Raw genomic sequence first — 14646 nt, 5'->3', positions numbered from 1 at the left:
ACGCTCTATACCGTCTATGCCTCATGGGAGGAGCTGTTGACGTTTATGCTCGAGGCGCTCGAACCGGCCCAGCCTCCACCAAAAGCGCGGCGCTTAAGGCGGTGACAGGGCAAATTTGGAATTGCTGTGGGGAGATGGGCCACGAGACGGCCTGGAAACGAGAGCTGGCGGCCGCCTTCACCGACCCCATCGCGCTGCTGAGCGCGCTCGAGCTAACGCCCGCGCAGGTGCCTGGGCTCGCTCCAATCCCTGCGCCGCTGCTGCGGCCCGAACGCTTTCCGCTGCTGGTCCCGCGTGGTTTCGCGGCGTTGATGCGCCGTGGCGACCCGCGTGATCCGTTGTTGCGGCAGGTGTTACCGCTCGCCGACGAGGCCGAGGTGACGCCCGGCTTCGTCTCTGATCCGGTAGGCGATCACGCTGCGCGCCGTGCGCCGGGGCTGTTGCAGAAGTACCGCGGACGCGCCCTGCTGCTCGCCACCGGCGCCTGCGCGGTGCATTGCCGCTACTGCTTTCGCCGCCATTTTGCCTATGGGGAGGAAGGCGCGCAGCGGGACCGCTTGGCCGCCGCGCTCGCCGTGCTTGAGAACGCCGACGAGATCGAGGAGGTCATCCTGAGTGGCGGTGATCCGCTGATGCTCGATGACGCGACCCTGGCCTGGCTGATCGAGGCACTGGACCGCCTCCCCCAGCTGAAGCGGTTGCGCCTGCACACGCGCCTGCCGACGCTGCTGCCGAGTCGGATCACCGAGCGGCTTTGCGCCACTCTCGCTGGCAGTCGCCTGCAGCCGGTGCTCGTCGCCCATGTCAATCATGCCGCCGAACTCGGCCCCGAGGCCCAGCGCGCCTTGCTCGAGCTGAGCGCGATCGGCGCGCCCCTGCTCAATCAGAGCGTCCTCCTGCGCGGCGTCAACGACGCCGTGACGGCGCTCGCCGAACTCTCCGAGGCCCTGCTCGCCAGCCGGGTGCTGCCCTACTATCTGCACCTGCTCGATCCGGTCAGCGGCGCCGCGCATTTCGATGTCCCGGAGACCGAGGCGCGCGCGCTGGTCACCGAACTGCGCCAGCGCCTGCCCGGTTATCTGGTGCCGCGCCTGGTGCGTGAGCGCCCGGGCGAGGCCGCCAAGACGGTCTTGCTCTGAGAAGCTGTCCGACATCCCAATCGCGGCGGCCGCGGTCCGTGCTTGAGGGCGAGGCCAGCGCCCTGTCTCAGGGCTCATCCAGATTCGCGATGCCATGCGGCACATGCCCGGTGGTGACATGGCCTTGGGTGTCGCGGCAGTGGTGTTCCTGATCGTCGAAGAAGAGATCGGCGTCGAACGCGGCCAGGAAGGGCCCCTTGCCCAGCCCATCGAGGAACAGCGATTCATCGATACGGATGTTCCAGGCGCGCAGCGTTCGCACCACCCGCTCATGGGTCGGGGCGCCGCGCGCGGTGATCAGCGCGGTGCGCAGCGGCGCCTGATCGATCGGGAACAGCGCCTGAATGCGCCGCAGAGCGACCAGGAAGCCCTTGAACGGCCCATCGGAGAGCGGTTGCCGGGCGGCCGCGACCTCGTTCGCGGTGAAGGCGGCCAAGCCCTCGGCGCGAAAGATGCGCTCGGACTCATCAGAGAACAGCACCGCATCTCCATCGAAGGCGATGCGCAATTCCTCGTCATCCTCCGCCGCCGCGCGGGCCGGCGCCGGCAGGATGGTCGCGGCCGCGCAACCTGCGTCCAGGGCCTGGCGCACGTCGTCGCGGTCGGCGGACAGGAACAGGTGGGCACCGAACGCGGAGACATAGCGGTACGGGCTGGCGCCACTGGTGAAGGCGGCACAGCGAATCGCGAGCCCGTGGTGGCGAATCGAGTTGAACACGCGCAAGCCGGTATCGCTGCTGTTGCGCGAGAGCAGGATCACCTCGACCCGGCCGCGATCGCCGAGCCGTTCATTGAGCGCCAGCAGCTTGCGCACCAGCGAGAAGGCCACGCCCGGGGCCAGGATCTCGGTTTCATGCGCGACCTGATAGGCGTGATAGGCTTCGACGCCCTGCTCCTCGAAGACCCGATGCGACTCGCTGAGATCGAACAGCGCGCGCGAGGAGATGGCGACGATCAGCCGAATCCTGGGGGCGTCTGCCTGTTCGTCGGCGCCGGCTCGCGTCCTCGGCTCGGTGTCCAGACCCGTTTCCAGACTGGCGTCTGAGCCCGCTCCCGCGTCCTTCATGGCCTGATTCTGTCGCCGATCGAGCAGCCTGTGCCCCGACCTACCAAGGGATGAACGAATTCATGAAGCGCATCGGACGACCGATGTTACGGTTCATCGCCCCGAGATCATCCCGCATGTTGGCGGTGGTGAAGGTCATCGACTGCATGGAATGATTCATCGCCTCGATCGAGGACAGCATCGGCTCGAGGGTCGTCACATCGCGTGCCATCGACTCGACGCCAACCGTCATGGCGCGGACATTGGCGCTGATTTGGCCCATGTTGTCCGACATCGACTGCATGTTGCTCGCGAGCACGGTCATGTTCGAGTCGACGCTGATCGCCAGGTAATGCACATCCTTAGCGAGGCTGAACACCAGATAGAACCCATAGGCGGCGAGGATAATGAAGGCGAACAAGGTCGGATAGACGATCAACTCCCACCGCCGCGCGCTGGTTTCGAACGCCTGGGACAACCGATCCATCGCGAACTGGCTGGCCGCGGGATCATCTTCAACCATCTCCACATCCGTTGTCTTGGTCTCTCGGGGAGGCTCTTGCTCGCGCGGGCTATTGACTGTCATAAGAAGTTACGACCTCTCTCTTACCACTGCAGCCACCAGCGCAGCGTCTTTGGAAAGGAAACGGCTCGCTGAGCCTCTCCCTCATCGCTTAACTCAAGAGTTGAGGGAAAAGGCCTGCCGCTAATGCATAGAACTCTTTCGCCCCTTTACCGCGAGGCTCAAGTTCAAACACGGCGAGCCCCTCGCTGAACGAGCGACGGAAGACCGTGCGTTGCGACAAGCGCGACTTCAGAAACCGAATATCGGGCAACGAAATCAGCGCCGCAGCCGCCTCATTTGTCTCGCGCACAGCATGATGGGTGTCGCCGCGATTAATAAAACCGAGGATCTCGGCTGGGCGCTCGCGCTCGACGGATTTGACCAACTGGATAAAGCGTTGAATCGACCAAATGTCGGCCTGTGACGGCGGCACTGGTACCACCACGCGGTCACAGAGCGTAATCGCCGTGCGCAACGCATCCATGTCAGCGGTACCAACATCGATGACGACTTCCTCATGCTGGCTGAGTATCTCGGCGTTGAGCGAACTCCGTCCCTTGACCTCAAGCGCCGGTTCGAATTTCTCTTCTTGCCGCACCTCGGCAACGTCGGTCAAGGTGCCCTGAGGGTCAGCATCGAGGAGTTGGACGTCGATTTCGGCCATCGACAGCCAAACTCCAAGATTGAAGGTGAGGGTGCTTTTACCGGAGCCGCCCTTTAAGGAACCGATGACTGTAATCATCCGCCTATGACATGATCGCTCAGAGTGACTGCATGGTTAAGAAGAGCGGCTAACGCGGCCATTGCCGTGGTGAACCGTTCGAACGTAGATCATCCGCATGGTAACCGAATGCGGCTCCTTCGTCCTGATAGCTGCGCCAGGGTCCTCGCGGATAATACTCACGCTCATCGATGGGCGGATAGCGACGATTCTCAGCGACAGAGCGCGCCTGCTCGCGCTCGGAGCGGGGTCGAAACTGCCATCCATTCCGCTGATCGGCTTGCCGTGCATCAAGTTTCGGATCATGCCGGAACTGATAACCGTTCGTTTCTAATGGCTCCGATCCGGCGGAGCGCGCACGGCCCCGCTTTGGCTGGCGCCATCTGTCATCAACGATCTCAGCGCCATCACGCCAGCGATCTGGCGCTGCCCAATCAGTGGGCTCGGGGGCCGAATCCCACCCATAATCGCTGGCGCGCCCGGGCTCGGGAGACCACTGATTGCGCGGCTGATCCTCTGGGAGATACCACTGACTTCGACTATCCCAGGAGCCCGGCCGCTCGGCCTCGGGTAGCACGAAACGCCGATCCGATTTGGCGCCCGACCAACTGCTGTCGGTATCGTACGGATTCCAGGCCCACCCCGATGGACTGGCAAGCACCCCGCATAGCAACAGCATGATCGGATGCATCCGAGCCCAGGCATGCTGAACCCCACGTCTTGTTTGTGGGCGGCCTTGTGCCAAGAGTCTCGATCGCCATCCAATCATGATATGTCGCATTAGCCGTTTTCAGATCCGCCACTATCGTCTATCTTCAACCGAATACCGCGCCTCGCCGCCTTCTGCTGTGGCTTGGCTGCGGTTTTTTTCGTCGTCGCCTTCTTCGTCGTGGTCTTCTTGGACCCAGTCTTCTTGGTCGGCGCCTTCTTCGTCGCCCCCTTCTTTGCAGCTGTCTTCTTGCGAGAGGTTACCGGTGCGGGAGCATCGTCAGAAGACTCCTCGGCACTTGACTCCTCGGCACTTGACTCCTCGTCGCTGACTGCAGCCTGCTGTCTCAATGCATTAGGCAGCGGACCGGAAGGCTCAGTTCCCCCTGGTGGTCCACTACCCCCCGGCCCGGGCCCCGGTTTTCGGCGTTTTTTCATCAATCCCTTGATCGAGTCGAACAGCAGCAAGAACAGGCCACGGATCGCATAGAGGATCAACATCAAGACGCTGCCGAGCTTGGCCAAGGCAGCGCCGAGCTTGCTCTCGCGCCCTGTCTTGGCCAGACCTGCGGGCCGATACGGCTCTTCGCGGTGCAATTCCTCGCCACAGGGCACCGTCATCCCGGGCGGTGCGCTTGCCACCGCAACCTCGCAGAGATCCTTGCTCGCGGCGACACAGCCAAGCGGAATCACGATCAAGGTCAGCAACGTGGAAACGAGCACGCCGGACGACAACGAGATCGCCATGCCCTGGAAGATCGGGTCCGTAAAGATGACGCTTGAGCCGGCAACCAGTGCAAGCGCGGTAATCACGATCGGTCGCGTACGCGTCGTGCAGGCACGGATCACGGCTTCGGCCACCGGCACCCCCTTCTGCACCTCATGGATCGAGAAATCGACGAGTAAGATCGAGTTGCGCACGATGATACCGGCGAGCGCAATCCAGCCGATCATCGAGGTCGCGGTGAACTCGCCACCCAAACCCAATTCAAATGCCGCCCAATGGGCTGGGATGATACCCAGCAACGTCAGCGGGATTGGCGCCATGATCACCAGCGGGATGCGGAAGTTGCCGAACTCCCAGACCACTAGGATATAGATCAGGACCAACGCCACCCCAAAAGCCGCGCCCATATCGCGGAAGGTCTCATAGGTGACGGTCCATTCGCCGGCCCATTCGAAGCCCGAGACCTGGTCGGAGGGCGGTGGTCCCAACCAGTAGGCCGTTGGGGTCACACCGTCCGGTGCCACATAGCCCATCTCGTCGATCCGGTTCTGGATCTGCAGCATCGCGTAGACCGGCGCTGCGAGTGTGCCGCCGACATCGGCGACCACATATTCGACCGCGCGCAGATCCTTACGGTACACGATCGACTCCTCGGGCACGCGCTCGAAGCTGCCCAACTCGCGCAGTGGAATCGCCGAGCCAGAATTTGTGCGGATTGGTAAATCGCCCAGGCTCTGGATCTGCGAGCGCTCGGCCAATGGCACCTGCACCACGATATTCACCGGCTCATGCCCAGCACGCACCTTGACATCGCCGATCTCGGCGCCCCCGAGCGCCATGGTCAGATTGCGGTTGATCGTATCGACCGAGACACCCCGTCGCACCGCTTTCTCGGTGTCGACATCGAAGCGCCAATAATCGAAAGACTCGCGCAAATAGTTGTCAACATCACGCGCACTCTCGGCTTGGGCGAAGATGTCCGTCAACTCTTGCGCGAAGGCGCGGCGTACCTCGGCACTCGGCCCATGCACCTCGGCCACCACCGACCGCAGCACCGGCGGCCCCGGCGGCATCTCGACCACGGCGATGCGCGCGCCGCTGGCATCCGCCAGCGGTTTCAGCATCGCGCGCGCCTCGACCGCGATCTCGTGACTGCTGCGCTTGCGATCGTGCTTATTGGTCAGCTGCACCTGCAGCTCGCCCTGCCAGGGATCGGAGCGCAGATAGTAGTGACGCACCATGCCGTTGAAATCGAACGGCCGCGCGGTGCCCGCGTAGAGCTGGATCGCGGTCACCTCGGGCATGTCGCGGAGCTTGCCGGCCATCTGATGGGCCAGATTCGCGGTCACGGGTAGCGCCGTGCCTTCTGGCATGTCCAACACCACCGAAAATTCCGGCTTGTTGTCCAACGGCAGCATCTTCACTGGCACCCACTTGAAATAGAAGAAGGAAAGAGTGAAGAGGAAGGTGCCCCAAAGCACCAGCTTGAAGAGTAGGCGTTTACGCTTGTGCTCGATCAGTGGGGTCAGGATACCCACATAGAGCCGCTCAAGGTTCTTCGCTTCCCTATGTTCGCGCTTCTCGGCCACCTCCAGGTAACGCATCGAGGGCCGCAGCCACTTCGAGATCGCCAGATAAGGCGTGAACACGAAGGCCGCGAACAGCGAGATCAGCATCGCCACCGAGCCGAGCGCCGGGATCGGCTCCATGTACGGGCCCATCATGCCGCTGACGAAGCCCATCGGCAGCAGCGCGGCGATGACCGTGAAGGTCGCGAGGATGGTTGGATTGCCGACCTCGCGCACCGCGTCGACGGCGGTGTATTCATCGGTGCGACCTTCCTCGAGCCAGCGCCGATAGATATTCTCGATGACGACAATGGCGTCATCGACCAGGATGCCGATCGAGAAGATCAGCGCGAACAGGCTCACGCGGTCGATGGTGTAGTTGGTGATCCAGGCCATGAAGATGGTCATCAGCAGGACCACCGGGATCACCAGCATGACCACGATCGCTGGTTTCAGTGCGCGAAAGGCGGCGAGCACCAGCAGGAACACGAAGAAGGTGGCGATGAACAGCTTGAAGATCAGCTCCGAGACCTTCTCGTCCGCCGACTCGCCGTAGTTGCGGGTGACACTGACCTCGACATTGTTCGGAATCCGATTGCCCTTGATCTCCTCGACTTTCTCGAGGATCGCATTGGCCACCGTGACGCCATTGGTGAGCGCCTTCTTCGCCACCGCGATGGTCACCGCCGGCGCGCCATTCGCGCTCGCATCGCCCTCGGCCGCCGGCCCACTGTAATAGGCTACTAATTGGTCCGCATCCTCGGGACCCTGACGCACGCTCGCGATGTCGCGCACGTAGACCGGGATCTCGTTGTGGGTGCCGACCACCAGGCGCTCGATATCCTCGGCGCCCTCCAAGAACGAGCCGGTGACCACCGAGAAGTGAGAGCCGCTGGATTCGACACCGCCAGCGCCCGTTTCGGCGTTGGCCGCGCGAACCGTGCTCGCGACCTCATCCAGACTGATGCGATAGCCCGAAAGCCGCTCCGGATAGGCATCGATGGTGATCTGCTCGCGCCGTCCCCCGACGATGAAGCTATTGCCGGTGTCCTGCACCTCCTTGAGCGACTGCAATACATCCTGCGCCAATAACCGCAGCTGTCCATCATCCACATCCGGGCGGCCGTTGCCGTCAACGTCCTTCGACCAGAGCGTCAGGGTCACGATGGGCACATCATCGATCCCCTTCGTCTTGACTAGCGGCGGCATGACGCCCGGCGGTATCTTGTCCATGTTGGACGCGAGCTTGTCGTTCACCTTGACCAGTGAGGGCCCGACATGTTCGCCCACCTCGAACTCGACCGTGACAAGGCCCTGCCCCCGTTGTGCGGCGGAGTAGACATGCTTGACGCCTGCAATCTCGCTCATAATGCGTTCCAACGGCTGCATGGCGAGACTCGACACCTGTTCCGCGGTGGCGCCCGGGTACTGAACCATGATGTCGATCATGGGCACCGAGATCTGCGGGTCTTCCTGACGCGGCGTCGCGATGAGGCCGAGTAGCCCCATCATCAGCATGCCCACATAGAGCAGCGGCGAGAGCGGTGAGCGGATGAAGAAGCGGGCGGTGCGGCCTGCAAGCCCAAGGCTGTCACCATCCATCGATGCAAGGGTGCGAGCGTCTTCCGGCGCTGGCGTGCGAGGGCTGTCGTCCTGGCTCATAGCATGTTTCTTACGTCAGGAGCGGGCGTGAAAAAACCGAGCGGGGGCGCGAAGGCAGCCCCCGTCACGGTCATCGGAGATCATTTCAACGGCTTGGGCGCTCGCCCTGGGACCAGCCAGAGGCAATGCCTGGGCCAGGGTTACCGAGGATGCGTTCACCGGCGCGCAGACCACTCAGCACCGTGACCCCACCGCGCGGCGTCGGCTGGCCAACGCGGATCAGGCGTAGATGTGGCTGCCCTTCCTCGTCGACCACATAAACCCCGGGCAAACTTCCGTTGTAGCGAATCGCCGTTCTCGGCACCACAGGGTTGACCCGTGCCGGTGCGTTGAAATCGGGCACCAGGACCTTGGCGTACATTCCAGGCTCGGAAACCCCCTGGGGGAGATCAAACTTGACCTTCACCGTATGCCGTTGTGGATCGGCCATGGGATAGACCTGCGCCACACGCACTGGCACATTCCCAGGGTCATCGGCGGGATCGGCGCCTGCGCGCGCGCGCCCTGGAACATCCAGCTCGGCACGCAACATGGCCCCTTCTCGCAAGCCGGGGCGCAGACGTGCCGGCACATCGACCTCGACCTGCAGGTACTCGACATCGGCAAAGTCCAGCAATGGCTGTCCTGGCTGCACCGTATCGCCGACCTCGATGAATTTACTGACGATCACACCATCGAACGGCGCGATGGAGCGTCCATCGCGGAGCTTGGCATCAAGCGCGCGCAGCTCCGCCTGAAGCTGCATCATCGCATTGCGCGCCTCCTGGATTTGGGTGCCCGAAGCGAACAAATCCGCGGACATTTCGGCATCCTGATCCCGATCGCCAACGAAGTCCTCCATCGGCCGCGTGAAGAATTGATCGAACAGGTTCGGCACCCCCATCCCGCCGGGGGCATTGCGCGCGCGCGGCGAACGCAGCTCCCGACCGTACTGCACGCTGGCATTACGGATCTGAGAATCAGCGCTCGCCAACTGAGCAAGCAGGGCCTGACGCTTAGCCTCAAGTTCGCTCGTGTCGATTGAGACCAGCAGGTCATTGTTCTCGAACGCGTCGCCTTCGATACCCGCCAGATACTTGACTCGCCCCGGTAACTGCGCGGCCAGCGTCACTTCTTTATAGGGCACAACGGTTCCGCCAACCGAGACGGTCGGCAGCCCCTCTGCCTGCTTGACCACGTAGATGTCTTCCACCGTTTGGGCCGACACCGGCGTAACGGCACTCACAGCGACAATGAGGCCTATCGAGAGCATGCGCATAATTAGATTTACCATGGTTCCGGGTACTCGAGAGCTGAATTGGGCGGTTCTTCAGGCCTGCCAACCATTGTCGCCGGTCTCACCGCATTGGTGCATGCCGAGTCAAGCATGGTGCGACCGATCAGCCACCAATAGGCTTCGCGAGCCAAGCTCGCGAAGTATCCTGAAAATGCAACCCAATATCAAGGGAACAGACTATTTAGACCAAAAAAATCAGCCTCTTAGACAAGCCATCGCAGCACCTTCAAAGCGCATCCAAAGGCCCCTGAGCATCGCTAAACCGCTGAACCCCGCCTGGTTTGCGCGCGGCAACCGCGCCAAAGTGGCGACTGTCGCGCGCACACTACCCTGCTTGGAGCAAAGCGTATAGTATCCACAGCCATTCGGCCTTTCACGGGACAGGCGTGCGCGGCAATGCAAACGCATCCCGACATCACGGCATGACGACACGTTCATCGATCACACTTGCATTAGTGTAAATTCGACACTAACTTAACGGGAGTAACACCCAATCCCGAGCCCGCAATGGCCGATCCGTCAGCAAACGCAGCCCAGTCGTACTGCTATCAGTATCCGCACCCAGCCGTCACCACCGATGTCGTGCTCTTCACCATCCATGAAGACAGCCTGCAGTTGCTACTGATCGAACGCGGCAATAAGCCCTTTAAGGGCAGCTGGGCACTCCCCGGTGGCTTCCTCAACATCGACGAGGATCTCGACGCCTGCGCCGCCCGCGAGCTAGCCGAAGAAACCGGTGTCGCACCCCCTTACCTCGAGCAGCTTGGGGCCTTTGGCAAGCCCGGACGCGATCCGCGCGAGCGCGTCATCAGTGTCGCCTATCTGGCCCTAGCCCCGGAGACCGCGCTCGCGGTGCGAGCCGGCGACGATGCCGCCGCCGCAGCCTGGTTCTCGGTCAAGGCGCTGCCGGCGTTGGCCTTTGATCATGCCGAGATCATCGCCCTCGCGCACCGGCGTCTGATTGGAAAATTGGATAACTCCACCATCGCCTTTCAACTCCTGCCGGAGACCTTCACCCTAGGCGAGTTGCAACGTGTCTACGAGACCCTGGTTGATGCCGAGATCGACAAGCGCAACTTCCGTAAATGGGCGCAGGCGCTGGAACAGATCGAAGCCACCGGTGAATTGCGCCGTCGCGGTAATCATCGCCCAGCGCGGGTCTACCGTCTCACTGACCGCGATCGGATCACCCGCTTCAAATGAGCGTGAGCGCCCTTGGTCGGACCAATCGGGTCGAACACAGCCAAAAGGGCCCAAGCGCAGCGAGGTATCAGCGTTCCCGCCCCCACGGAACTCGGAGATCAGTATGAACACCGCCAACGCCAAACCACTCGTCCGCGACCGCATCGAGGTCCCGCCGCACCCAACCTGGCCGGTCCTCGACGACGCCGCGAAGGAGTCGCTCAAGGACCGCGTCAAGCGTCTGCTCGCCGAGCAGGAGGCGGTGCTGGTCGCGCATTACTATGTCGACGGCGACCTCCAGGCGCTCGCCGAGGAGACCGGCGGCCTGGTCGCCGACTCGCTCGAGATGGCCCGCTTCGGTGCCAAGAGCGATGCCAAGACCCTGGTCGTCTGCGGCGTGCGCTTCATGGGCGAGACGGCCAAGATCCTCAATCCCGAGAAGCGGGTGCTGATGCCGACGCTCGCGGCCACCTGCTCGCTCGACGAGGGTTGCCCGGCCGAGGCCTTCAGCGCCTTCTGCGACGCCCACCCGGATCACACCGTCGTCGTCTATGCCAACACCAGCGCCGAGGTCAAGGCACGCTCGGACTGGGTGGTCACCTCCAGCATCGCGCTGCCGATCGTCCAGCACCTGCACGCGCGCGGCGAGAAGATCCTGTGGGCGCCAGACAAGCACCTCGGGCGCTATGTGCAGCGCATGACCGGCGCCGAGATGCGGCTCTGGGATAGCGCCTGCGTGGTGCACGAGGAGTTCAAGGGCTTCGCCCTCGAGCGCGTGCGCCGGCTGCATCCAGACGCCGCCGTGCTGGTCCACCCGGAGTCGCCGACCGAGGTCATCGATCAGGCCGATGTGGTCGGCTCGACCACCCAGCTCATCAAGGCCGTGCATGATCTGCCGAATCGCGCGTTCATCGTCGCCACCGACGAGGGCATCTTCTGGAAGATGCACCAGCTCGCGCCGGACAAGCAGCTCATCGCCGCCCCCACCGCCGGCGAGGGAGCCACCTGCGAGAGCTGTGCGCACTGCCCCTGGATGGCGATGAACGCCTTGCAGAACCTCGCCGCCGTGCTCGAGCGTGGTGATCAGGACCAAGACCAGGAGATTCGGATCGAGGAGTCGATCCGCCAACGCGCCGTGCAGCCGATCCAGCGCATGCTCGACTTCGCCCGCGAGCAGGGCATCGGTGGTGGTCGCGACGGGCGCTGAGCCGCGATGAACGCTGAAGGCCACTCGACACCTGCACCACCGCCGCACCGTTGATCCCGCCGTCGACGGCCCCCGTTGCGAGCCTGAACCCCGAGCCCCGACCGCGAGCCGACCATGCAGCCACCCCCCCCCCAGGATGCCACCGCCGTCGAGCACCTGCTCGCGCTCGATCGGGCGCACGCCTGGCACCCCTACACCTCGACCATCGACCGCGACCCGGTCTATCCGGTACGACGCGCGCACGGCTGCGAGCTCGAGCTGATGGACGGCCGTCGGCTGATCGACGGCATGGCCTCTTGGTGGTGCGTGATCCACGGCTACGACCATCCGGCGCTGAACCAGGCCGCGCGCGATCAGCTCGAGCAGATGGCGCATGTGATGTTCGGCGGCCTCACCCACGCGCCGGCGATCGGGCTGGTCGAACGGCTGGTGCGGATCACGCCCGCGCCGCTGCGGCAGGTCTTCCTCTGCGATTCCGGCTCGGTCGCGGTCGAGGTCGCGATGAAGATGGCGCTGCAGTACCAGCAGGCCATCGGCGAGCATAGGCGTGTGCGCTTCCTGAGCCTGCGCTCCGGCTACCATGGCGATACCTTCCATGCGATGTCGGTGTGCGATCCGGTCACCGGCATGCATCAGCTGTTCAATCAGGTGCTGCCGCGGCAGTTCTTCGCACAGGCCCCGGCGCCGCGCTTCGGTGAGCCTTGCAGCGATGCCGACATCGCCGACTTTCAACGCCTGATCGAGAGCCATCGCGACGAGATCGCGGCGGTGATCCTCGAACCCATCGTTCAGGGCGCCGGCGGCATGCGCTTCTATTCGGCCGACTACCTGCAGCGCATCCGCGCGCTGTGCGACGCGCATGGGGTGCTGCTGATCGCCGATGAGATCGCCACCGGCTTCGGGCGCACGGGTCGGCTGTTCGCCTGCGAGCACGCCGGCATCAGCCCCGACATCATGACGCTCGGCAAGGCGCTCACCGGGGGTTACCTGACCTCGGCGGCGACCCTGGCGACCGAGCAGGTCGCGCACGCCATCTCCAGCGCCGAGCCGGGGGTGTTCATGCATGGGCCCACCTTCATGGGCAATCCGCTTGCGTGCGCGATCGCCAATGCGAGCATCGACCTACTGCTCGAAGCGAACGCCGGCCCCGACACTGACATCCGCCCCAGCATTAGCACTAGCGGCCCAGGCTGGCAGACGAACATCGCCCGTATCGAGCGCGCCCTCGCGGCCGGCCTTGCGCCCTGCCGCGATCTGCCCGGCGTCGCCGACGTGCGCGTGCTCGGCGCCATCGGCGTAGTCGAGATAGAGGAGCCCGTCGCGATGCGCGCCATCCAAGGCCGTTTCATCGAACGCGGCGTTTGGGTGCGCCCCTTCGGCCGGCTGGTCTATCTCATGCCACCGTTCATTATCAGCGACGATGCGCTGCGGTGGCTAACAGCCGCAGTAGTGGATGTGCTGGCGGAACCGAGCCGCATCTAAATCTCGCTGCACCGCGCGTACATTGAGCTGGGCATATTGGTCGCTGAGCTGGCTGGCAAACCGTGGCGTGGCGCCACGGATGATCCGTGCCTGATGTTCCAATGGACAGTGAATGCGCCCACCGCGCGAGGTCTGGTAGACGTAGCGCTCGAGCTGCACATCGCCATAGGGGCTCTGGTAGACCTTCGGATGGCGGCCACGGGCGCCGTGAGCTTGGTCTCGCCGAGGCGAATCGGGCTGCCGTCGGTGTCAAAGCGCCCAAGAGCCTCCTCGGTCGCACAACACTCGAGGGCGTTGGTCGCCTCGAGGATCACCTCTTCCATCTCCATCAGGCTGCCACTCAGGCGCACCGTCACCTCGAGCGTCACTTCATCCCCGAACGTCTGACCACCTGCGTCACATTCGCCACCCTACGCTCAGTTCAATCAGAAGGTTGCAGCGTACTTCTCAACGGGACATCATGGCAAGGCCGCCCCCTGCATCGGCTGCAACATCCTAAGTCGCCTGCCGAGCTTCCAGGACATTGCCACCATCGTGCTGCATCACCATGAGCGCTTCGACGGCGATGGCTACCCAGAGCAGCTCGCCGGCGAGGCGATACCGCTGGAATCCAGGATCATCGCCGTCGCCGACAGCTTCGACGCCATGACCTCCAATCGGCCGTACCGCCAGGGGATGACCCTCACCGCCGCCATCGACGAGGTCTCCCGACACGCTGGAGAGCAATTCGACCCCACCGTTGCAGCAAGTCTGGCGCGACTTCGCAACGAGGTCGGTGAATACCTCCGTCGAAGCCAGACGCCGATCAACGGCGGACATCACGCCTATGTCGGTCACGAGGATCTGATGCACTCACGCATCGTGCACAGCACAGGCTTCTTTGTCGAAGACGAGCAGCCCCCGCGCCACCCGGTGCCGAGCACGCTGTTCGGACGCGACTGGACCCGCAGGCTCTACACCCGTTATCACGCCCTGCAGCACAAGGCCCATCGCAAGGGTATCCCCTTCCAATGGAACCGTTTCGCCGATTTCCTGACCGCGCTCGCGGTCGTCGCGCCAGACGACTACCACCCCAGCACGCACCGTTTCAGCTTCGACCTGAAGCGCACCGATGCAAAAGGCCAGCGGCTGGGCTACTGCAAAGACACCATGAGTCTCAAACCTGTCCGCAGCAAACAGACGCGAGAGCCGGGCGGGGTATCCGGCGCTCGTCGCACTGGCGAGTAATTGCTTCTCGCCCAGAAACACATACAATTCCACATATATGTATTGCGAGGGCAGCGACCATGGGACAAGTGACCATCTACCTGGAAGACGAGCTCGAGGCCCGGATGGCGGCGGAAGCCGAGGCCCGAAAGCTCTCG

At 63.4% G+C, this 14646-nt stretch carries 10 protein-coding genes; 5 read left to right on the top strand and 5 right to left on the bottom strand.

Annotated elements, in window-relative coordinates; all coding sequences use genetic code 11:
- Positions 1-134: 134 nt before the first annotated feature.
- Positions 135-1139 carry an EF-P beta-lysylation protein EpmB gene (gene epmB, locus CCR82_RS17150; RefSeq protein ID WP_201247033.1) on the top strand — a complete coding sequence of 335 codons (1005 nt, stop codon included), beginning with the start codon at positions 135-137 and terminating at the stop codon, positions 1137-1139.
- Positions 1140-1206: 67 nt separating this feature from the next.
- Here the strand turns inward: epmB and CCR82_RS17145 are convergent, their stop codons facing one another.
- From CCR82_RS17145 to CCR82_RS17125, 5 genes are all read right to left on the bottom strand, one after another.
- Complete coding sequence (locus CCR82_RS17145) at positions 1207-2205, bottom strand: 5'-nucleotidase (protein ID WP_201247032.1); 999 nt, start codon at positions 2203-2205, stop codon at positions 1207-1209.
- A gap of 40 nt (positions 2206-2245) precedes the next feature.
- Positions 2246-2707, bottom strand: a complete 462-nt coding sequence (locus CCR82_RS17140) for a hypothetical protein (protein ID WP_201247031.1) — start codon at positions 2705-2707, stop codon at positions 2246-2248.
- A gap of 151 nt (positions 2708-2858) precedes the next feature.
- Entirely contained in the window at positions 2859-3491 is a 633-nt protein-coding gene (locus tag CCR82_RS17135) for a nucleotide-binding protein (RefSeq protein WP_201247030.1), read from the bottom strand.
- Positions 3492-4250: 759 nt separating this feature from the next.
- The gene (locus tag CCR82_RS17130; RefSeq protein WP_201247029.1) at positions 4251-8135 is read right to left on the bottom strand and encodes an efflux RND transporter permease subunit; all 3885 of its coding nucleotides are present in this window, start codon (positions 8133-8135) and stop codon (positions 4251-4253) included.
- An 85-nt stretch (positions 8136-8220) separates the two neighbouring features.
- Positions 8221-9387: an efflux RND transporter periplasmic adaptor subunit gene (locus tag CCR82_RS17125; RefSeq protein WP_242513573.1), complete on the bottom strand. Its 1167-nt coding sequence runs from the start codon at positions 9385-9387 to the stop codon at positions 8221-8223.
- Positions 9388-9918: 531 nt separating this feature from the next.
- Here CCR82_RS17125 and CCR82_RS17120 point away from each other — a divergent pair.
- The 4 genes from CCR82_RS17120 (at position 9919) to CCR82_RS18990 (ending at position 14509) form a co-directional block, all read left to right on the top strand.
- Complete coding sequence (locus CCR82_RS17120) at positions 9919-10614, top strand: NUDIX hydrolase (protein WP_201247028.1); 696 nt, start codon at positions 9919-9921, stop codon at positions 10612-10614.
- Between the two features lie 103 nt (positions 10615-10717).
- Entirely contained in the window at positions 10718-11800 is a 1083-nt protein-coding gene (nadA, locus tag CCR82_RS17115) for a quinolinate synthase NadA (protein ID WP_201247027.1), read from the top strand.
- A 114-nt stretch (positions 11801-11914) separates the two neighbouring features.
- Positions 11915-13282, top strand: a complete 1368-nt coding sequence (bioA, locus tag CCR82_RS17110) for an adenosylmethionine--8-amino-7-oxononanoate transaminase (protein WP_201247026.1) — start codon at positions 11915-11917, stop codon at positions 13280-13282.
- 480 nt (positions 13283-13762) lie between these two features.
- On the top strand, positions 13763-14509 hold the full coding sequence (locus CCR82_RS18990; protein WP_201247034.1) for an HD domain-containing phosphohydrolase: 747 nt from the start codon (positions 13763-13765) through the stop codon (positions 14507-14509).
- The last annotated feature ends 137 nt before the right edge of the window (positions 14510-14646 follow it).

This window comes from Halochromatium salexigens, assembly GCF_016653295.1.
Classification (GTDB): domain Bacteria; phylum Pseudomonadota; class Gammaproteobacteria; order Chromatiales; family Chromatiaceae; genus Lamprobacter; species Lamprobacter salexigens.
The sequence above is the reverse complement of the archived record's forward strand: the minus strand, read 5'-3'. Positions and strand labels throughout refer to the sequence as shown.

Excerpts from the sequence above, each read along its gene's own strand:
- epmB (WP_201247033.1), top strand. The coding sequence starts at position 135 with ATGGGCCACGAGACGGCCTGGAAACGAGAGCTGGCGGCCGCCTTCACC.
- CCR82_RS17145 (WP_201247032.1), bottom strand. The coding sequence starts at position 2,205 with ATGAAGGACGCGGGAGCGGGCTCAGACGCCAGTCTGGAAACGGGTCTG.
- CCR82_RS17140 (WP_201247031.1), bottom strand. The coding sequence starts at position 2,707 with ATGGTTGAAGATGATCCCGCGGCCAGCCAGTTCGCGATGGATCGGTTG.
- CCR82_RS17135 (WP_201247030.1), bottom strand. The coding sequence starts at position 3,491 with ATGATTACAGTCATCGGTTCCTTAAAGGGCGGCTCCGGTAAAAGCACC.
- CCR82_RS17130 (WP_201247029.1), bottom strand. The coding sequence starts at position 8,135 with ATGAGCCAGGACGACAGCCCTCGCACGCCAGCGCCGGAAGACGCTCGC.
- CCR82_RS17125 (WP_242513573.1), bottom strand. The coding sequence starts at position 9,387 with ATGCTCTCGATAGGCCTCATTGTCGCTGTGAGTGCCGTTACGCCGGTG.
- CCR82_RS17120 (WP_201247028.1), top strand. The coding sequence starts at position 9,919 with ATGGCCGATCCGTCAGCAAACGCAGCCCAGTCGTACTGCTATCAGTAT.
- nadA (WP_201247027.1), top strand. The coding sequence starts at position 10,718 with ATGAACACCGCCAACGCCAAACCACTCGTCCGCGACCGCATCGAGGTC.
- bioA (WP_201247026.1), top strand. The coding sequence starts at position 11,915 with ATGCAGCCACCCCCCCCCCAGGATGCCACCGCCGTCGAGCACCTGCTC.